16 protein-coding genes are annotated in these 19,377 nt (G+C 71.1%); 10 read left to right on the top strand and 6 right to left on the bottom strand.

Annotated features, from left to right (window positions below; translation table 11 throughout):
* Nucleotides 1-3 precede the first annotated feature (3 nt).
* On the top strand, nt 4-207 hold the full coding sequence (locus D9V37_RS06295; RefSeq protein WP_121805300.1) for an HGxxPAAW family protein: 204 nt from the start codon (nt 4-6) through the stop codon (nt 205-207).
* Nucleotides 208-214: 7 nt separating this feature from the next.
* Entirely contained in the window at nt 215-625 is a 411-nt protein-coding gene (locus D9V37_RS06290; RefSeq protein ID WP_121805299.1) for a DUF2752 domain-containing protein, read from the top strand.
* Here the strand turns inward: D9V37_RS06290 and D9V37_RS06285 are convergent.
* Nucleotides 622-969, bottom strand: a complete 348-nt coding sequence (locus D9V37_RS06285) for a DUF4190 domain-containing protein (protein ID WP_121805298.1) — start codon at nt 967-969, stop codon at nt 622-624. The two genes, D9V37_RS06290 and D9V37_RS06285, sit on opposite strands and share 4 nt — an antisense overlap.
* Nucleotides 970-1,106: 137 nt before the next feature.
* Here D9V37_RS06285 and trpC point away from each other — a divergent pair, with 137 nt between their 5' ends.
* From trpC to pyk, 8 genes are all read left to right on the top strand, one after another.
* Nucleotides 1,107-1,883: an indole-3-glycerol phosphate synthase TrpC gene (gene trpC / locus D9V37_RS06280; RefSeq protein ID WP_121805297.1), complete on the top strand. Its 777-nt coding sequence runs from the start codon at nt 1,107-1,109 to the stop codon at nt 1,881-1,883.
* A complete protein-coding gene (gene trpB / locus D9V37_RS06275; protein ID WP_121805296.1) occupies nt 1,880-3,085 on the top strand; it encodes a tryptophan synthase subunit beta in 1,206 nt (401 codons plus the stop codon). The genes trpC and trpB overlap by 4 nt, the downstream gene beginning before the upstream one ends.
* Nucleotides 3,082-3,864 carry a tryptophan synthase subunit alpha gene (trpA, locus tag D9V37_RS06270; protein WP_121805295.1) on the top strand — a complete coding sequence of 261 codons (783 nt, stop codon included), beginning with the start codon at nt 3,082-3,084 and terminating at the stop codon, nt 3,862-3,864. The genes trpB and trpA overlap by 4 nt, the downstream gene beginning before the upstream one ends.
* A complete protein-coding gene (locus D9V37_RS06265) occupies nt 3,857-4,501 on the top strand; it encodes an SCO family protein (RefSeq protein WP_121805294.1) in 645 nt (214 codons plus the stop codon). Before trpA ends, D9V37_RS06265 begins: the two co-directional genes overlap by 8 nt.
* Nucleotides 4,498-5,382, top strand: coding sequence for a prolipoprotein diacylglyceryl transferase (lgt, locus tag D9V37_RS06260; protein ID WP_198412416.1), 885 nt, complete (start codon nt 4,498-4,500; stop codon nt 5,380-5,382). Before D9V37_RS06265 ends, lgt begins: the two co-directional genes overlap by 4 nt.
* Nucleotides 5,383-5,633: 251 nt before the next feature.
* Complete coding sequence (gene gltB, locus D9V37_RS06255; RefSeq protein WP_121805852.1) at nt 5,634-10,202, top strand: glutamate synthase large subunit; 4,569 nt, start codon at nt 5,634-5,636, stop codon at nt 10,200-10,202.
* Nucleotides 10,195-11,661 carry a glutamate synthase subunit beta gene (locus D9V37_RS06250; protein ID WP_121805293.1) on the top strand — a complete coding sequence of 489 codons (1,467 nt, stop codon included), beginning with the start codon at nt 10,195-10,197 and terminating at the stop codon, nt 11,659-11,661. Before gltB ends, D9V37_RS06250 begins: the two co-directional genes overlap by 8 nt.
* A gap of 73 nt (nt 11,662-11,734) precedes the next feature.
* On the top strand, nt 11,735-13,180 hold the full coding sequence (pyk, locus tag D9V37_RS06245; protein ID WP_198412415.1) for a pyruvate kinase: 1,446 nt from the start codon (nt 11,735-11,737) through the stop codon (nt 13,178-13,180).
* Nucleotides 13,181-13,226: 46 nt separating this feature from the next.
* On the opposite strand, the gene D9V37_RS06240 is transcribed toward pyk, so the two are convergent.
* The 5 genes from D9V37_RS06240 to D9V37_RS06220 form a co-directional block, all read right to left on the bottom strand.
* Nucleotides 13,227-13,940 (bottom strand): ABC transporter ATP-binding protein, encoded by a 714-nt coding sequence (locus D9V37_RS06240; protein WP_121805291.1) that lies wholly within the window; start codon nt 13,938-13,940, stop codon nt 13,227-13,229.
* Complete coding sequence (locus tag D9V37_RS06235) at nt 13,940-14,824, bottom strand: ABC transporter ATP-binding protein (RefSeq protein ID WP_232524782.1); 885 nt, start codon at nt 14,822-14,824, stop codon at nt 13,940-13,942. Before D9V37_RS06235 ends, D9V37_RS06240 begins: the two co-directional genes overlap by 1 nt.
* Nucleotides 14,821-17,094 carry a branched-chain amino acid ABC transporter permease gene (locus D9V37_RS20400; protein WP_198412413.1) on the bottom strand — a complete coding sequence of 758 codons (2,274 nt, stop codon included), beginning with the start codon at nt 17,092-17,094 and terminating at the stop codon, nt 14,821-14,823. Before D9V37_RS20400 ends, D9V37_RS06235 begins: the two co-directional genes overlap by 4 nt.
* Nucleotides 17,094-18,044: a branched-chain amino acid ABC transporter permease gene (locus D9V37_RS06225; RefSeq protein ID WP_232524781.1), complete on the bottom strand. Its 951-nt coding sequence runs from the start codon at nt 18,042-18,044 to the stop codon at nt 17,094-17,096. Before D9V37_RS06225 ends, D9V37_RS20400 begins: the two co-directional genes overlap by 1 nt.
* A 125-nt stretch (nt 18,045-18,169) precedes the next feature.
* Entirely contained in the window at nt 18,170-19,351 is a 1,182-nt protein-coding gene (locus D9V37_RS06220; RefSeq protein WP_158604390.1) for a branched-chain amino acid ABC transporter substrate-binding protein, read from the bottom strand.
* Nucleotides 19,352-19,377: the final 26 nt, after the last annotated feature.

Raw genomic sequence — 19,377 nt, 5'->3', positions numbered from 1 at the left:
CCCATGTCGAGCAACCACGGCAACACCCCCGCCGCCTGGACGGGCGTCACGATCATGACGCTGGCGTTCGTGGTGGCCGGCATCGGTGCCGTCGCCTACAGCTGGGTCGTCTTCTGGATCGGCGTGGCGCTGCTGCCGATCGGGCTCGTAGTGGGCAAGGCCATGTCGCTGGCCGGGTACGGCTCTCAGGGTCCCGAGCAGCACTAGCGCGCCCGTGTCCGCCGCGGTCACCGAGCGCACCCCCTCCGACGCCGTCCGGCGCCGGGGGCCCTACGCCATGGCCGGGGCGATCGCCGTCGCGTCGCTGGGCCTACGGCTGCGCGACCCCCACGTCCAGGGCAGCTGGGGGTTCTGCCCGCTCCGCGCGCTGACCGGCCTGGACTGCCCCTTCTGCGGCGGCCTGCGGGCGGTCAACGACCTGACCCACGGCCATCTCGGTGCGGCGGCCACCAGCAACCTGTACTTCGTCGCCTCGCTGCCGCTGCTCGTCGTGCTGTGGCTGTGGTGGCTGCGCAGCGAGCGCCCGACCCCGGTGCTGCGGGCCGTGCTCGGGGTATGGGTGGTGCTCGGGGTGGTGTTCACCGTCTTCCGGAACACTCCGTGGGGAGCCGACCTCTGGGCCTAGGGGGCGGTGTCGAAGTGGTAGTCCAGCGCGCCGGAGGCGTAGAGGATGATGCCGACGATCAGCAGCACCACCGCCACGGCACCGAGGATGATCCCCGAGAGCGCCATGCCGTTGCCTTTCAGCGCCCCGGCCGACTTGGCGATCTGGCTGCGGGAGATGAAGCCGGTGACGATCGCGACGACGCTGATGATCACGCCGAAGCCGCACAGGCAGGTGAACAGCAGCCCGACGATGCCGGTGACCAGCGAGGTGATCGCCAGCGGCGAGGTGCTGGGCACCTGGCCGTAGGGCGTGCCGGGCGCTCCGGCCGGCGGGGGCGGCGGCGGAGGGGCGTTGTAGCTCACGGGGCGTCCAATCGGTGGAGGGAGCCGGGCTGGGAGCCAGAACCTACCGCGAAGCGTCGGCCCTGAAACCCGACCCGCCCGGTCGCGTGAGAGTCTGGACGGTGCACGCGTCCCGCCGCACCCCGTGAGGTCCACCCATGTCCGTCCTCGACGACATCGTCGCCGGCGTACGCGAGGACCTCGCCGAGCGGGAGTCGCGCACGCCGCTGCCCCGGCTGCGTGAGCTCGCCTCGCTGCGGCCCGAGCCGCGCGACCCGATGCCGGCCTTCCGCGCACCCGGTCTCAGCGTGATCGCCGAGGTCAAGCGCAGCAGCCCGAGCAAGGGCCACCTGGCCGAGATCGCCGACCCCGCCGCCCTCGCCACCAGCTACGCCCAGGGTGGCGCCGCCGCGATCAGCGTGCTGACCGAGCAACGTCGGTTCAACGGCTCGCTGGCCGACCTGCGGGCGGTGCGCGCCGCCGTCGACACCCCCCTGCTGCGCAAGGACTTCGTAGTCACCGAGTACCAGCTGGTCGAGGCCCGCGAGGCCGGCGCAGACCTGGTGCTGCTCATCGTGGCCGCGCTGCCCGGCGACGAGCTCGACCGGCTGCACGCGATCGCGGTCGAGCTGGGCCTGACCACGCTGGTCGAGGTGCACGACGAGGCCGAGACCGAGCGCGCGGTGGCGCTGGGGGCCGAGCTGGTCGGCGTCAACGCCCGCAACCTCAAGACCCTGCAGGTCGACCCCGACACCTTCGGCCGGCTCGCCCCCGGGCTGCCCGAGCAGGTGGTGAAGGTCGCCGAGTCCGGCATCACCGGCACCGCCGACGCCGCGCGGCACGCCGCCGAGGGCGCCGACGTCGTGCTGGTCGGCGAGGCGCTGGTCAAGGGCGGCGACCCCGCCACCGCCGTCAAGGAGATGAGGTCCGCATGACGACCGCCGCGTGGGCACCCGACGAGACCGGTCACTTCGGCCGCTTCGGGGGCCGCTTCATGCCCGAGGCGCTGGTGGCAGCGCTCGACGAGCTCGACACCGCCTGGCAGAAGGCGCTGGCCGACCCGGCGTTCGGCGCGGAGTTCGAGCGGATGCTGCGCGACTACGCCGGCACCCCGAGCATGCTCTACGACGCCGAGCGGCTCTCCGCGCGCGCCGGCGCCCGGATCCTGCTCAAGCGCGAGGACCTGCTGCACACCGGCGCGCACAAGATCCGCAACGTGCTGGGCCAGGCGCTGCTGACCAAGCGGATGGGCAAGCAGCGCGTCATCGCCGAGACCGGCGCCGGCCAGCACGGCGTGGCCTCCGCGACGGCCGCGGCGTACCTGGGCCTGGACTGCACGATCTACATGGGCGAGGTCGACACCGAGCGCCAGGCGCTCAACGTCGCTCGCATGCAGCTGCTCGGCGCCGAGGTGGTGCCCGTGCGCAGCGGCTCGCGCACGCTCAAGGACGCCATCAACGAGGCGCTGCGCGACTGGGTGGCCACGGTCGACCACACCGCCTACCTGTTCGGCACCGCCGCGGGGCCCCACCCGTTCCCGAGCCTGGTGCTCTCCTTCGTCCGCGGCATCGGCGACGAGGCCCGGCGCCAGTGCCTGGAGCTCACCGGGTCGCTGCCCAACGTGGCCGCGGCCTGCGTCGGCGGCGGGTCGAACGCGATCGGGCTGTTCGCCGGCTTCCTCGACGACGCCGACGTCGAGCTCTACGGCTTCGAGCCCGGCGGCGACGGCGTCGAGACCGGCCGCCACGCCGCCACCATCCACAACGGCGACATCGGCGTCCTCCACGGCGCGCGCACCTACGTGCTGCAGGACGAGGACGGCCAGACCCTGGAGTCGCACTCGATCTCCGCGGGCCTCGACTACCCCGGCGTGGGGCCCCAGCACGCGCGGCTGGCCGAGACCGGGCGCGCCACCTACGAGCCGGTCACCGACGCCGAGGCGATGGCCGCGATGCGGCTGCTGGCCGAGACCGAGGGCATCATCCCCGCCATCGAGTCCGCCCACGCCGTCGCCGGAGCGCTGCGGCTGGCCCCCCAGCGCCAGGGCCAGACGCTGCTGGTGAACCTGTCCGGGCGCGGCGACAAGGACATGGGCACCGCGCTGACCTACTTCGGGCTCGGCCAGGCCGACGCATGAGCGTCTCCACCGCCTTCGAGAAGGCCCGCGCCGACGGCCGGGCCGCGCTCGTCGGCTACCTCCCGGCGGGCTTCCCCAGCGTCGAGGGTTCGATCGAGGCGATGCGCGCCATGGTCGACGCCGGCTGCGACATCATCGAGGTGGGGCTGCCCTACTCCGACCCGGTGATGGACGGTCCCACCATCCAGGCCGCGGTGCAGCAGGCGCTCGACCAGGGCACGCGCGTGTCCGATGTGCTGCGCGTGGTCGAGGCGGTCGCCGCCACCGGCGCCCCGACGCTGGTCATGACCGCGTGGAACCCCGTGGAGCGCCTCGGCATCGAGCGCTTCGCCCAGGCCCTCGTCGACGCCGGGGGAGCGGGCCTCATCACCCCCGACATCACCCCCGACGAGGCCGGTGAGTGGACGGCCGCGGCCGACGCCCGCGACCTCGACAAGGTCTTCCTCGTCGCGCCCTCCTCCACCCCCGAGCGGCTGCAGCTGACGGTCGACGCCAGCCGCGGCTTCGTCTACGCCACCGCCGTCATGGGCGTCACCGGCGCCCGGGAGACCACCAGCGAGCTGGCCGCTCCGCTGGTCGAGCGCACCAAGGCCGCCACGGACCTGCCTGTCGGCGTCGGCCTCGGCATCTCCAACGGCGCCCAGGCCGCGGAGATCGCGGGCTTCGCCGACGCCGTCATCGTCGGCTCGGCCTTCGTGCGCACGCTGCAGCACGACGCCGACCTGCGGGGCCTGAGCGCCCTGACCGCCGACCTGGCCGAGGGCGTCCGAGGTGCGTAGGGCGCTCGTCCTGCTCGCCCTGCTCGCGGCGCTGGCCGGCTGCGGTCAGCGCGGCGGCAGCGACGGCGCGCTGGTCTCCGGCGTCTCCAACTCCGGCAACGACGGCTACGCCGGCGCGAAGCTCGACCAGCCCTACACGGCTCCCGACGTCGCGCTCACCGACACCGCCGACCAGCCGTACTCGCTGGTGAAGAACGGCTCGGGCAAGCTCAGCGTGGTCTTCTTCGGCTACTCCAAGTGCCCCGACGTGTGCCAGGTCGTGATGGGCTCGCTGGCCTCGGCCTACGCCAAGCTCGACGCCGCGGACAAGGCGCGTACCCAGGTCGTGTTCGTCACCACCGACCCGCGCCGCGACACCCCGGCCGTGCTCAAGACCTGGCTGCGCCGCTTCGACCCGGCCTTCATCGGCCTCACCGGGCCGCTGCGCACCATCGAGCAGGTCGGCGACCCGCTCCACGTCGCCATCGAGAAGGGCCAGAAGCTGCCCTCGGGCGGCTACGACATCACCCACTCCACCTCGGTGCTGGCCCTCGGCGGCGAGGGTCGCGTGCCGCTGGTCTGGGACGGCACCACCTCGCCGGCGCAGTACGCCCGCGACATCCACCGGCTGCTCACGAAGGACCACGCCGCGCCATGACGACGCTGACCCACCTGCTCTTCATCCCCAGCCCCGGCGAGGGCGTCTGGCACATCGGGCCGATCCCGATCCGCGCCTACGCGCTGTGCATCATCGCCGGCGTCCTGGTGGCCGTCTGGCTGGGCAACCGGCGCTGGGTGGCGCGCGGGGGCCGTCCCGGGGAGGTGGCCGACATCGCGATCTGGGCGGTGCCGTTCGGGCTCGTCGGCGGTCGGCTCTACCACGTCATCACCGACAACGACCTCTACTTCGGCAAGGGCAACCAGTACGGCGCCATCGGCACGCTGGAGATCTGGCACGGCGGGCTGGGCATCTGGGGCGCCATCGCGCTGGGCGGGGTCGGCGCCTACATCGGCGCCCGTCGCGCCGGCGTGGTCTTCCCGCCCTTCGCCGACGCCCTCGCGCCCGGCATCGTGCTGGCCCAGGGCATCGGCCGGTGGGGCAACTACTTCAACCAGGAGCTCTTCGGCCGGCCGACGAGACTGCCCTGGGGCCTGGAGATCTCACCGCTCCACCGCCCCGACGGCTACGAGCGGTTCACCACCTTCCACCCCACGTTCCTCTACGAGTGCCTGTGGGACATCGGCGTCTGCCTGCTGATCGTCTACCTCGACCGCCGGTTCCGCCTCGGCCACGGCCGCGTCTTCGCGCTCTACGTCATGGGCTACACCGTCGGTCGGGGCTGGATCGAGAGCCTGCGCATCGACACCATCGAGCTGCACAACGTGCTCGGCTTCCGGTGGGGGGTCTGGATGTCGATCCTGCTCTTCGTCGGGGCGTTGGCCTACTTCGTCTACGTCACCCGCACCCGCCCGGGCCGGGAGGAACGCGTCTACCGCGAGGGCAAGGAGCCCGATCCCGTCCCCGCCGAGACGTCGTAGATCCGCACGTCTGAGCCGCCGAGGCGTCGCAAGATCGCGCGTCCTGGGTGTCGAGGCGTCGCGAATCTCCGCCGACGCCGCACCGTCTCGGTCACCGAGACTTCCATCCCGCGGACCGGACGGGTAACACTGCCGTCACCTGGTTGTAGGCTCACCCTTGCTACGGGCCGATGTCGTCCCAGCACGCTTCATCCGCCGCACGCTCGTGCCCTCCGAGGGGTCCGGGTGCGCTCGACGACGGGAGAGTGCCGATGCCCGCATTCTTGCCGCCCTCGGCTCGTTCGCAGGGCCTCTACGACGGTCTCCACGAGCACGACGCCTGCGGCGTCGCGTTCGTCGCGACCCTGTCCGGGGACCCTGCCCACGACATCGTCGCGAAGGCGCTGACGGCGCTGCGCAACCTCGACCACCGCGGTGCCGCGGGTGCCGAGACCAACTCCGGCGACGGCGCCGGCATCCTGCTGCAGGTGCCCGACCGCTTCCTGCGCGAGGTCGCCGCCGACGCCGGCATCGAGCTGCCCGGCCGTCACCAGTACGCCGTCGGCACGGCGTTCATCCCCGGCGACGACGAGGCCGTGGCCAAGGTCAAGGCCCGGGTGGAGGAGCTCGCCGCCGAGGAGGACCTGGCCGTGCTCGGCTGGCGCGAGGTGCCCACCGACCCCTCCTCGCTCGGCCCTACCGCGCAGTCGGCCATGCCCTCGTTCTGGCAGGTCTTCGTGAGCGGCGCCCACGGCCGCGTCAGCGGCATGGCCCTGGAGCGCATGGCCTACTGCCTGCGCAAGCGCGCCGAGCACGAGGCCGACGTCTACTTCCCCTCGCTCTCGGGCCGCACCCTGGTCTACAAGGGCATGCTCACCACCGAGCAGCTCGACGCCTTCTACCCCGACCTGCTCGACGAGCGCGTCGAGTCGGCGGTCGCGCTGGTGCACTCGCGGTTCTCCACCAACACCTTCCCGAGCTGGCCGCTCTCGCACCCGTACCGCTTCATCGCCCACAACGGCGAGATCAACACCGTGCAGGGCAACCGCAACTGGATGCGCGCCCGCGAGGCGCTGCTGGCCTCCGAGGTCATCCCCGGCGACCTGGAGCGGCTGTTCCCGGTCATCACCCCCGACGGCTCGGACTCCGCCTCCTTCGACGAGGTGCTCGAGCTGCTCCACCTCGGCGGCCGCTCGCTGCCGCACGCGGTGCTGATGATGATCCCCGAGGCGTGGGAGAACAACGCCGACATGGACCCCGCCCGGCGGGCGTTCTACGAGTTCCACTCCTCGCTGATGGAGCCGTGGGACGGCCCGGCGTGCGTGTGCTTCACCGACGGCTCGCAGGTGGGCGCGGTGCTCGACCGCAACGGCCTGCGGCCCTCGCGGTACTGGGTCACCGACGACGGCCTGGTGGTGCTCGCCTCCGAGGCCGGCGTGCTCGACATCGACCCCGCCACCGTGGTCCGCAAGGGCCGCCTGGAGCCGGGCCGGATGTTCCTGGTCGACACCGAGCAGCACCGGATCATCGAGGACGAGGAGATCAAGGGCGACCTCGCCGCCGAGCACCCCTACGACGAGTGGCTGCACGCGGGCCTCATCGAGCTGCCCGACCTGCCCGAGCGCGAGCACATCGTCCACACCCACGCCTCGGTGGTGCGCCGCCAGCAGATCTTCGGCTACACCGAGGAGGAGCTGCGCGTCCTGGTCACCCCAATGGCCAACACCGGCGCCGAGCCGATCGGCTCGATGGGCACCGACACCCCGGTCGCGGTGCTCTCGGACCGGCCGCGGATGCTCTTCGACTACCTCAGCCAGCTCTTCGCCCAGGTCACCAACCCGCCGCTGGACGCCATCCGCGAGGAGCTGGTGACCTCCCTGGCCGGCAGCATCGGTCCCGAGGCGAACCTGCTCGAGCCCACGCCCGCCTCGTGCCGCCAGGTGCTGCTGCCGTTCCCGGTGGTCACCAACGACGAGCTGGTCAAGATCCGCAAGATCAACCGCGACGGCGACATGCCCGGCTTCGAGACCCACGTCTCGCGCGGGCTCTACGACGTGCAGGGCGGCGGCCGGGCGCTGGCGCGACGGCTGGAGGAGATCTGCGAGGAGGTCTCGGCCGCGGTCGAGCTCGGCGCGCGGATCATCGTGCTCTCCGACCGTCACGCGCGGGCCGAGAAGGCGCCGATCCCCTCGCTGCTGATGACCGCGGCCGTCCACCACCACCTGGTGCGGGAGAAGACCCGTACCCAGGTCGGCCTGGTCGTCGAGGCCGGCGACGTGCGCGAGGTGCACCACGTCGCGCTGCTGCTCGGCTACGGCGCCGCCGCGGTGAACCCGTACCTGGCGATGGAGTCCGCCGAGGACCTCGCCCGCGACCGGTACTACGTGACCGCCGAGCCCGAGGTGGCGGTCAAGAACCTGGTCAAGGCGCTCGGCAAGGGCGTGCTGAAGGTGATGTCCAAGATGGGCGTCTCCACGGTCGCCTCCTACACCGGCGCCCAGATCTTCGAGGCGCTCGGGCTCTCCCAGGAGCTGGTCGACAAGTACTTCACGGGCACCACCTCCAAGATCGGCGGCATCGGGCTCGACGAGATCGCCGAGGAGGTCGCCAAGCGGCACCGCACGGCGTACCCGCGCGACGGCATCACCCCCAGCCACCGCACCCTGGAGATCGGCGGGCAGTACCAGTGGCGGCGCGAGGGGGAGGAGCACCTGTTCGACCCCGAGACCGTGTTCCGGCTCCAGCACGCCACCCGCGAGGGCAAGTACGACGTGTTCAAGGCCTACACCCAGCGCGTCGACGACCAAGCCGCGCGGCTCATGACGCTGCGCGGGCTGTTCCGGTTCAAGGACGCCGCGGAGTCCGGTCGCGAGCCGATCGACGTCGAGGAGGTCGAGCCGGTCGCCGACATCGTGAAGCGGTTCTCCACCGGCGCGATGTCCTACGGGTCGATCTCGCAGGAGGCGCACGAGACGCTGGCCATCGCCATGAACCGGCTGGGCGGCAAGTCCAACACCGGCGAGGGCGGCGAGGACCCCGAGCGGCTCTACGACCCCGAGCGACGCTCGTCGATCAAGCAGGTCGCCTCCGGCCGGTTCGGCGTCACCTCGGAGTACCTGAGCAACGCCGACGACATCCAGATCAAGATGGCCCAGGGCGCCAAGCCCGGCGAGGGCGGCCAGCTGCCCGGCCACAAGGTGTACCCGTGGGTGGCCAAGACGCGGCACTCCACGCCCGGCGTCGGTCTGATCTCGCCGCCGCCGCACCACGACATCTACTCCATCGAGGACCTCGCGCAGCTGATCCACGACCTCAAGAACGCCAACCCGGCGGCTCGGGTGCACGTGAAGCTGGTGGCCGAGGTCGGCGTCGGCACCGTGGCGGCGGGCGTGTCGAAGGCGCACGCCGACGTCGTTCTCATCTCCGGTCACGACGGCGGAACCGGCGCGGCGCCGCTGACCTCGCTCAAGCACGCCGGCGGCCCCTGGGAGCTGGGCCTGGCCGAGACCCAGCAGACGCTGCTGGTCAACGGCCTGCGCGACCGGATCGTCGTGCAGACCGACGGCCAGCTCAAGACCGGCCGCGACGTCGTCGTCGCCGCGTTGCTGGGCGCCGAGGAGTTCGGCTTCGCCACCGCGCCGCTGGTGGTCTCGGGCTGCATCCTGATGCGGGTCTGCCACCTCGACACCTGCCCGGTCGGCGTCGCCACCCAGAACCCGGTGCTGCGCGAACGGTACTCCGGCAAGGCCGAGTACGTCGTCACCTTCTTCGAGTACATCGCCCAGGAGGTGCGCGAGCTGCTCGCCTCGCTGGGCTTCCGCTCGATCGAGGAGGCAGTCGGCCACGCCGACGTGCTCGACGCCGCGGCCGCGGTGAACCACTGGAAGGCCCAGGGCCTCGACATCGCGCCGATCTTCCATGTGCCCGACATGGCGGAGTTCCCGCAGTTCGCCGACCAGGACCGCCACTGCACCAAGCAGCAGGACCACGGCCTGGACAAGGCGCTCGACAACACCCTGGTCGAGCTGGCCGCGCCGGCGCTGGAGTCCGGCGAGCCGGTGCGAGCCCAGGTGGAGATCCGCAACGTCAACCGCACGGTCGGCACGATCCTCGGCCACGAGGTGACCAAGCGCTACCGCGGCGAGGGCCTGCCCGAGGGCACCATCGACATCACGCTCACCGGCTCGGCCGGTCAGTCGTTCGGCGCGTTCGTGCCCCGCGGGATCACGCTGCGCCTGGAGGGCGACGCGAACGACTACGTCGCCAAGGGCCTCTCCGGCGGGCGGATCATCGTCCGCCCCGACCGCGCCGCCACCTTCGACGCCGCGGAGCAGATCATCGCCGGCAACGTCATCGGCTACGGCGCCACCACGGGCGAGGTGTTCCTGCGCGGCAAGGTCGGCGAGCGCTTCGCCGTCCGCAACTCCGGGGCCCGGCTGGTGGTGGAGGGCGTGGGCGACCACGGTTGCGAGTACATGACCGGCGGCCGCGTGGTGGTGCTGGGCGCCACCGGGCGCAACTTCGGCGCCGGCATGTCCGGCGGCGTCGCCTGGGTGCTCGACCTGGCCGAGTCGCAGGTCAACCCCGAGCTGGTCGAGCTGCGCCCGGTGGTCGAGGAGGCCGCCGAGGAGCTGCACGAGCTGGTCAAGGCCCACGCCGAGGAGACCGGCTCGCCGGTGGCCGAGGCGCTGCTGGCCGACTGGGACACCGCGCTGGGCCGGTTCACCGAGGTCATGCCCACCGACTACCGCAAGGTCCTCGAGGCGCAGGCCAAGGCCGAGGCCGACGGCCTCGACGAGCAGGCCACCGCCGAGGCGATGATGGAGGCCCTCCATGGCTGACCCGAAGGGTTTTCTGAAGAGCGGTCGCGAGGTGGCCTCGCGGCGTCCGGTGGACGAGCGCGTCAGCGACTGGAACGAGGTCTACCCCGGTGGGCCCGGCCGCGCGCTGCTGCCGATCATCCGCGAGCAGGCCGGCCGCTGCATGGACTGCGGCATCCCGTTCTGCCACCAGGGCTGCCCGCTGGGCAACATCATCCCGGAATGGAACGACCTGGTCTGGCGCGAGGACTGGGACGGCGCCATCGAGCGGCTGCACGCCACGAACAACTTCCCGGAGTTCACCGGGCGGCTGTGCCCAGCGCCGTGCGAGACCGCCTGCGTCCTGGGCATCAACCAGGACCCGGTGACGATCAAGAACGTCGAGGTCTCGATCATCGACCGCGCCTGGGACTCCGGCGCGGTCCGCCCCCAGCCGCCGGAGTGGCTCACCGGCCGGACGATCGCGGTCATCGGCTCCGGCCCGGCCGGCTTGGCCGCCGCCCAGCAGCTGACCCGACAGGGCCACACCGTCGCCGTCTACGAGCGCGCCGACAAGATCGGCGGGCTGCTGCGCTACGGCATCCCCGAGTTCAAGATGGAGAAGAAGGTCCTCGACCGGCGGCTCGACCAGATGCGCCGTGAGGGCACCGTGTTCCGCGCCGGCGTCGACGTCGGGCGGAGCCTCACCGGCGACGACCTGCGTGAGCGCTACGACGCCGTCGTCCTGGCGATCGGCTCGACCATCGGCCGCGACCTCCCGGTGCCCGGCCGCGAGCTGGCCGGCATCCACCAGGCGATGGAGTACCTGCCGCAGTCCAACCGCGTCTCCCTCGGCGGTGAGGTGGAGGACCAGATCCGTGCCGACGGCAAGCACGTCGTCATCATCGGCGGCGGCGACACCGGCGCCGACTGCCTGGGCACCGCCATCCGGCAGGGCGCGGCCTCGATCACGCAGCTGGAGATCCTGGCCCAGCCCGGCGAGGACCGTCCGTCCCACCAGCCCTGGCCGACGTACCCGATGCTGTTCCGGGTCTCCTCCGCGCACGAGGAGGGGGGCGACCGGGTCTACTCGGTCTCCACCCAGGAGTTCCTCGGCGACGACGACGGTCACGTGCGCGCCCTGCGGCTGGCCGAGGTCGACATGAGCTCCGGCAAGCCCGAGGAGGTCGAGGGCACCTCGCGCGAGATCCCGGCCGACCTGGTGCTGCTAGCCATGGGCTTCACCGGCCCCGAGACCGACAGCATCGTCGACCAGCTCGGCCCGGAGCTGGGGGAGCGCGGCGTCATCGCCCGCGACGACTCCTACATGACCACCGCCGAGGGCGTCTTCGTCGCCGGCGACGCTGGCCGGGGCCAGTCGCTGATCGTGTGGGCCATCGCCGAGGGCCGGGCCTGCGCGGCAGCGGTCGACGCCTGGCTCACCGGCTCGACCACCCTGCCGGCCCCGATTCCGCCGACGGAGCGCCCCCTCACCGCCTAGATGAGCGGTCGGTGGCCGCGCCGGTCCTTGGATCGTTCAACTTCTCGCCAGATCCGCAGTAGGGTGAGGAATCGTGCGGAGAGCCAAGATCGTGTGCACGATGGGTCCGGCGGTGGCGACGCCCGAGCGGATCCGGGAGCTGGTCGAGGCCGGCATGGACGTGGCGAGGATGAACATGAGCCACGGCACCCACGAGGAGCACGCCGAGGTGTACCGGCTGGTGCGCGAGGCCTCGGACGCCTCGGGCCGCGGCATCGGCATCTTCGCCGACCTCCAGGGCCCCAAGATCCGGCTCGACAGCTTCGAGCGCGGGGCGGAGACGCTCGCCCCCGGTGACGACTTCACCATCACCACCCGCGACGTCCTGGGCACCGAGCGGCTGTGCGGCACGACGTACAAGGGCCTTCCCGGCGACGTCACGCCCGGGCACGACATCCTCATCGACGACGGCAAGGTGCGGCTGCGCGTCGAGTCGGTCGAGGACGGCACCGAGGTGCACACCAAGGTGATCGTCGGCGGCCGGGTCAGCGACCACAAGGGCATCAACCTGCCCGGTGTCGCGGTCAGCGTGCCGGCGATGTCGGAGAAGGACGTCGCCGACCTGCGCTGGGCGCTGCACCAGACGGTCGACTTCATCGCCCTCTCCTTCGTGCGCTCGGCCAAGGACGCCGACGACGTGCGCGCGGTGATGGAGGAGGAGGGTGTCGTCCTGCCGGTCATCGCCAAGATCGAGAAGCCGCAGGCGATCGACAACCTCGACGAGGTGGTCAAGGCCTTCGACGGCTTCATGGTCGCGCGCGGGGACCTCGGCGTGGAGTGCCCGCTAGAGGACGTGCCGTTCCTGCAGAAGCGGGTGGTGGAGAAGGCGCGCCGCAACGCCAAGCCGGTCATCGTCGCCACCCAGATGCTGGAGTCGATGATCACCAACCCGGCGCCGACCCGCGCCGAGGCCTCCGACGTCGCCAACGCCGTGCTCGACGGCGCCGACGCCGTGATGCTCTCGGGGGAGACCAGCGTCGGCGCCTACCCGATCGCGGCCGTGGAGACGATGGCCCGCATCATCGCCTCCACCGAGAGCCACGAGCTGGAGAAGATGGCCGCCATCGACTGGCAGCCGCGCACCAAGGGCGGCGTCATCGCCAAGGCCGCCGCCGAGGTGGCCGAGCGGGTGGGTGCCAAGTACCTGGTGGCCTTCACCCAGTCCGGCGACTCCGCACGCCGGCTCGCGCGCTACCGCGGCGCCGTGCCGGTGCTCGCCTTCACCCCGGTCGAGGCGGTGCGCTCGCAGCTCTCGCTGACCTGGGGCGTGGAGACCTTCCACGACAAGCCGGTCGAGCACACCGACGAGATGGTCCGCCAGGTAGACGAGCACCTGCTCGACCTCGGCCGCGTCGACCAGGGCGACCTGGTCGTCATCATCGCCGGCTCGCCACCCGGCATTCCCGGCTCGACCAACGCCCTGCGCGTCCACCGGATGGGTGACGCCATCAACGAGGTGGCTCCGGCGTACCACCGCTGAGGCCTCGCGATTCCCCGCACGTGCGGGGAATCGCGGAGACGTCGCGCTAGGCGATCTCCTCGCCCAGGTACGCCGCCCGGACCCGGTCGTCGGCCAGCAGGTCCTTGCCGGACCCCGAGAGGACGACCTCGCCGGTCTCGAGCACGTAACCGCGGTTGGCGAGGGCCAGGGCCTGGGCGGCGTTCTGCTCGACGATGAGCACGGTGACGCCCTCGCCGTTGATCTCGCGCACGATCTCGAAGATCTGCTGCACGATCAGCGGTGCCAGGCCCATCGAGGGCTCGTCGAGGAGCAGCAGCCGCGGCTTGCCCATCAGCGCGCGCCCGATGGCGAGCATCTGCTGCTCGCCGCCCGACAGCGTGCCGGCGAACTGGGTGATGCGCTCCTGCAGGCGCGGGAACAGCTCCATCACGTGGTCGAGCACCTGTTTGTCGGGGCGCTTGAAGCGGAACGCGCCCATCTCCAGGTTCTCCTTGACGCTCATCCGCGGGAACACCCGCCGGCCCTCGGGCACGTGGCAGATGCCGCGGTGGATGAGCGTGTGGGCGGGGACGCCGTCGATGCGCTCGCCGTCGAACCGGATCTCGCCCAACGCGGGGCGCATCATGCCCGAGACGGTCTTCTGGGTGGTGGTCTTGCCGGCTCCGTTGGCGCCGAGCAGCGCCACCACCTCGCCCTCCTCGACGTCGAAGCTGACGCCCTTGAGCGCCCGGATCGCGCCGTAGCGGACCTCGATGTCGTCGACCTCCAGGAGCGCCATCACACATCCCCTTCGGTGAGGTCGAGGTCGGTGTCGATCTTGGTGACCGAGGCGGTGCCGACCAGCTCGCTGGCCTCCTCGGTGGTGGTGCCCAGGTAGGCCGCCACGACGGCCGGGTCCTTCTGGATCTGTTCGGGCGAGCCCTCGGCGATCTTCTGGCCGAAGTTCAGCACCACCAGCCGGTGCGCCACCGACATCACCAGCTTCATGTCGTGCTCGATGAGCAGCACCGAGACGCCGCGCTCGGCGTTGATCTGCTGGATCAGCGCCGCCAGCTCGCGCTTCTCGGCCGGGTTGGTACCGGCCGCGGGCTCGTCGAGCAGGATGACACCGGGGTCGGTGCCGAGCGCTCGGGCGATCTCGAGCCGGCGCTGCTCGCCGTACGCCAGCGAGCTGGCCAGCTCGTTGGCCCGCGCGGCGAGGCCCACCGAGCGCAGCAGCTCGAAGGCCCGCTCGGTGCTCTCCCGCTCCTCGCGGCGCTGCCGGGGCAGGCCGAGCATCGAGGCGATCGGGCCCGACTTCATCCGCGTCTCCACCCCGACCTTGACGTTCTCCAGCGCTGTCAGCGCGGGGAAGAGCCGGATGTTCTGGAACGTCCGGGCGACGCCGAGGTGGTTGATGACGTGCGTCTTCTTGCCGATGGCGCTGACCGGGACGTCGCCTGCGCGAGCGGCCAGCATGATCGTCCCCTCCTGCGGCGTGTAAACGCCGGTGAGGGAGTTGAACAGCGACGTCTTGCCGGCCCCGTTCGGCCCGATGACGGCCAGGATCTCGCCACGGAACATCTGCAGGTTGACGTCGTTGAGCGAGACCACGCCGCCGAAGCGCAGCGTGACGTTGCGGACGTCGTAGACGACCTCGCCCGTGCTCGCCGGGGTGCTCACATCCCCTCCCCGGCTGGCACGGCGGTGGTCTCCGAGGAGTCCTTCTTGTCGAGGCCGCCCAGCTCCGCGCGACGGCGTCGGGCCGGGATGAGGCCGGCGGGCCGGAAGATCATCATGAGCAAGATGACCGCACCGATCCACATCTGCCGGTCCTCGGCCGGCACCTGGTCGCGCAGGAACTCCGGCAGCCAGGTCAGCACGGCGGCGCCGGCCATCGCTCCCGGCAGCGAGCCCATGCCGCCGAAGACGACGTAGGCGACCACCAGGATCGAGTTGTTGAGGATGAAGTTCTCCGGCGTGAACGACCCGATCTGGCTCGCGAAGTAGACACCCGCGACGCCGGACGTCGAGGCGCCGATGGCGAAGGCCAGCAGCTTGACCCGGACGGTGTTGATGCCGGTGGCCTGGGCTGCGACCTCGTCCTCGCGGATGGCCGCCCACGCCCGGCCCAGCCGGGAGTGCTCGAGGCGGTTGAAGAGCAACACCACGATGACGACGAAGACCAGCAGCAGGTACCAGTAGCCCAGGACGTTGTCGCCCCACTTGATGTCCAACGGCCCGATGTGGATCTCCGGCGGCGGGATGTTGAACGCGCCGCGCGAGCCGTTGGTGACCGGCGTGGAGTTGTTGGCCACCACGCGGATGATCTCGCCGAAGCCCAGCGTGACGATGGCCAGGTAGTCACCGCGCAGTCGCAGCGTCGGCGCCCCCAGCAGCACGCCGGCGACCAGGCAGATGACGATCGCGAACGGGATGGCCGCCAGTGGCGTGAGCTCCAGGAAGGACGGTGGCTTCACCGGCAGCCGGCCGGTCAGGTAGGCGGTGGTGTAAGAGCCGATCGCGTAGAAGGCGATGAAGCCCAGGTCGAGCAGGCCCGCCCAACCGACCACCACGTTGAGGCCGATGGCCAGCAGCACGTAGATGCCGATCTCGGTGACCAGCACGGTCTGCCAGAACTGCGTCGCCGTCGGGGGGAAGAACAGCGCGCTCGCGATGATCACCACCAGCAGCGCCGGGCCCAGCTTCGAGCCGGCCGCGAGGGCGGCGTCGCTGGAGACGCCGGGAGCCGCGTCGGGCACCTCGACCTGCTCGTGGCGGGCCACCAGGTAGCCGGCACCGGCCAGCACGGTCAGCGCGCCGCACAGCATCCAGCCGCCGGTGCCCAGGTTGTCCCAGGCGCCGGTGGCGCCGTCGAACTTCGACTGGGCGGCGAGCCCGGAGAAGTCGTGCATCACGTACAGCGTCACCAGCAGGCTCACCACGCCGAGCCCGGCCGCCACCCAGCCCAGCAGGTGATGACGCAGGTAGGAGGCCGCGCCGGCGAGGATGAGGGTGGCGAAGAAGAGGACGTACGCCAGCCAGGCCAGGTAGGCGGCCGAGAAGCCGCTCAGGCCGGTGCCGTGGAACATCGTCGAGGTGAGCCCGATGCCGGCGTTGCGGTCGGTGGGGGAGAACCACGCCGCCGAGAACAGGCCCACGAGCCCGACGACGGCGCCCAGCGCCACCAGCGGCATACCGGGTCGCCAGTCGTAGACACGCTGGAAGAACCCGCCGCTGTCGGCCTTGCCGTGGCTGCGGGCCACGACGATGCCGGAGACGCCGATCGTGACGAAGCCCAGCAGCGCCACGCCGGCTCCGGTGGAGTGGTCGGGGTAGTCGAGGAACGAGCGCACCGCGGACTGGGCGTACTGCGCCCAGATGCCGAACACGATCGCCAGGCCGCCACCGACGTAGCCGAGCGTGGAGGAGTCCTCGAAGCGGATCGCTGCCGCGACCAGCGCCACGACGATCAGCAGGAGCAGCCACGGGGTCAGGGAGAACGCTGAGCCGAAGAACAGCCTCGCGACGGGGTCGATGCCGCCGGTCTGGGCCGCAGCCGGTCGCAGGCCGCCGAACTTGCCGTTGTTCAGGTCGGTGCTGTCGGTCCAGTTCAGCAGCGTGAACGAGACGACGACCGTCAGCGCGCCGGCTGCGAGCGGGCGGACACCGGCTCGGCTGAGGTACGGCACGATGCGCGGCCAGAAGGTCACGGCCAAGAAGACCGCGACGCCGATGAGCGCGAAGATGCCGATGCGCGGGGCGAACACCGACTTGCGGAAGGCGTACCCGAAGTCGTCCTGGGTGCCCTCCTGGGTGCCGATCATCAGTGCCAGCACGAAGGCCAGGAACATGCAGCCGGCGAACCGCTTGGCCAGGGCGATGCGGGCCTCGGCGGCGTCGGAGCGGCGGGACTGCCCGCCGCCCTTGGTGACATCGGTGTAGGTGCTCATCAGGCAGCCCTCCCGAGCTTCTCGCCCAGCAGGCCGGTCGGTCGGAGCACCAGGATCAGCACCAGGATCAAGAACGCGACGACGTCGGTCCACTGGATCCCGATGAGCCCCGTGGCGTGCCACCACGGGAAGGTCGGCAGCAGCACCTCGATCAGGCCCAGCAGCATGCCGCCCAGCATGGCGCCGCGGATGTTGCCGATGCCGCCGAGCACCGCCGCGGCGAACGCCTTGACGCCCGGGATGAAGCCCATGGTGTTGGAGAAGAAGTAGGCGGTGCCGAACAAGAAGCCGGCGGCGCCTGCGAGGGCGCCGCCGATGATGAAGGTGCGCGCGATCGTCTTGTCGATGTCGATGCCCATCAGCGCGGCCGTGGGCGCGTCCTCGGCGACGGCGCGGATGCTGGAGCCGAGCTTGGTGCGGTTCACCATCGTGTCGAGGAACAGCATCATCACCAGGGCGGAGACGATGATGATCGCCTGCACCAGCGAGACGGTGACACCCGCGACGGCGACGACGTGGTGGTTGACGTTGAAGTACGTCGGGAAGTCGTTGTTGTTGAGCCGGTTGAACAGCTTGCCGGCGAGCTGGGAGAGGAAGAACGAGGCGCCGATCGCGGAGATCAGGAACGCCAGCTTGGGTGCCCCCCGGCGCCGCAGCGGCCGGTAGGCGACCCGCTCCAGTCCGTAGGCGACGGCGGCGCCGACCGCGGCCCCGGAGCCCAGGCCGAGGACCAGGATGCCGATCACCCCGTACCAGGCGGGGTGGGCGCCGTCGTGGGTGACGGCGTTGACCACCAGGTAGCTGCCGAACGCGCCGGACATGAACACCTCGCTGTGGGCGAAGTTGATCAGCTGCAGCACGCCGTAGACCAACGTGTAGCCGAGCGCGATGAGCGCGTACATCGAGCCTCGGGTGAGTCCGAGGACGACGTAGTTCAGGAATTCGTGCACCGACGGGACCTCTCTGCTGACCACGACAGATGGAGCGTGGCACAGGGCACGGACAAGGTTCAGGGGCGCCGCCGCCACGACGAGTGGCGACGGCGCCCCTGAGAGATCATGCGAGGTGGTGCTGACTACTTGGCTGCAGCGGCCTTGGTGATGTCGCCCAGGCTCTTGATCGTGCCGTTCTCGTCCTGGTAGAGGTTCACGACGCCGGACCCCTCGGGCAGGTCGCCGTTGCTGCCGAACTTGATGTCGCCGGTGATGCCCTTGTAGTCGATCGCGGACACCGCGTCGTTGACCGACGAGCGCGTCACCGAGCCCTTGCCCTTGGCCGTCTTGATCGCCTGGATCACGATGTTGGCGGCGTCGTAGGCCTCGGGGGAGTACGTCGAGGGGTCGGTGTTGAACTTCGCCTTGTAGGCCGCGGCGAAGTCCTTCGCCGTGCTCGACGTGGTGGCGTCCGCGCAACCGCAGGAGAAGTACCAGCCGTTGCCGGCGTCGCCCGCACCCTTGGTGAACACGTCGGACTTCACGCCGTTGCCCGACATCCGGACGCCGGTGTAGTCCACGGCCTTGAGCGCCTTGGCGAACTGCGCGCCCTGGGCGTCGTAGCCGGCGTAGAACAGCGCCTCGGCGCCCGAGGACTTCACGGTCTGCGCGATCGGGCCGTAGTCCTTGGTCGCCGTGGCGTCGGCGGCCTGCTCGATGACCGTGACGCCCTTGGCCTTCAGCTCCTTGGACACCGCGCCCGCGACGCCGTCGCCGTAGGCGCTCTTGTCGCTGACGACGATGACCTTCTTGACCGACTTGGCCAGCCAGTCGGCCGCGGCCGGACCCTCGGCGTAGTCGTTGGGGATGACGCGGTGCCAGGTCTTGAAGCCCTGGTCCTGCAGCTCGCCGTTGGAGGCCGAGGGGTTGACGATCGCGATGCCGGCGTCGCCGTACTTGCCGCCCACGGCCTGCGTGGCGCCGGAGAAGGAGGGGCCCACGACGCCCATGACGTTGGTGTCCTGGATGACCGTGGCCGCGGCGGCGGGCGCCTTGGCCGGGTCGCCGACGTCGTCGGCCTTGAGGAGCTTGAGCTTGAAGCCGAGGCTCTTGTCGGCGTTGGCTTGCTCGATGGCCAGCTCGACGCCGTTGACCTCGTTGATGCCCAGCTGGGCGTTGTCGCCGGAGAGGGGACCCTCGAAGGCGATGGTGTAGGTCTTGCTGCCGCCGCCGCTGCCGGAGTCGGCCTTCAGGCCGCCACCGCCCGACGACGACGAGCCGCATCCGGTCAGCGTGAGCGCACCGACGACCGCGACGGCCGCCATGCTCACGACAGAACGAGAGCGCATGT

Source organism: Nocardioides mangrovicus, assembly GCF_003674065.1.
Lineage (GTDB): Bacteria > Actinomycetota > Actinomycetes > Propionibacteriales > Nocardioidaceae > Marmoricola > Marmoricola mangrovicus.
This window is presented reverse-complemented; position numbering and strand designations above follow the sequence as displayed.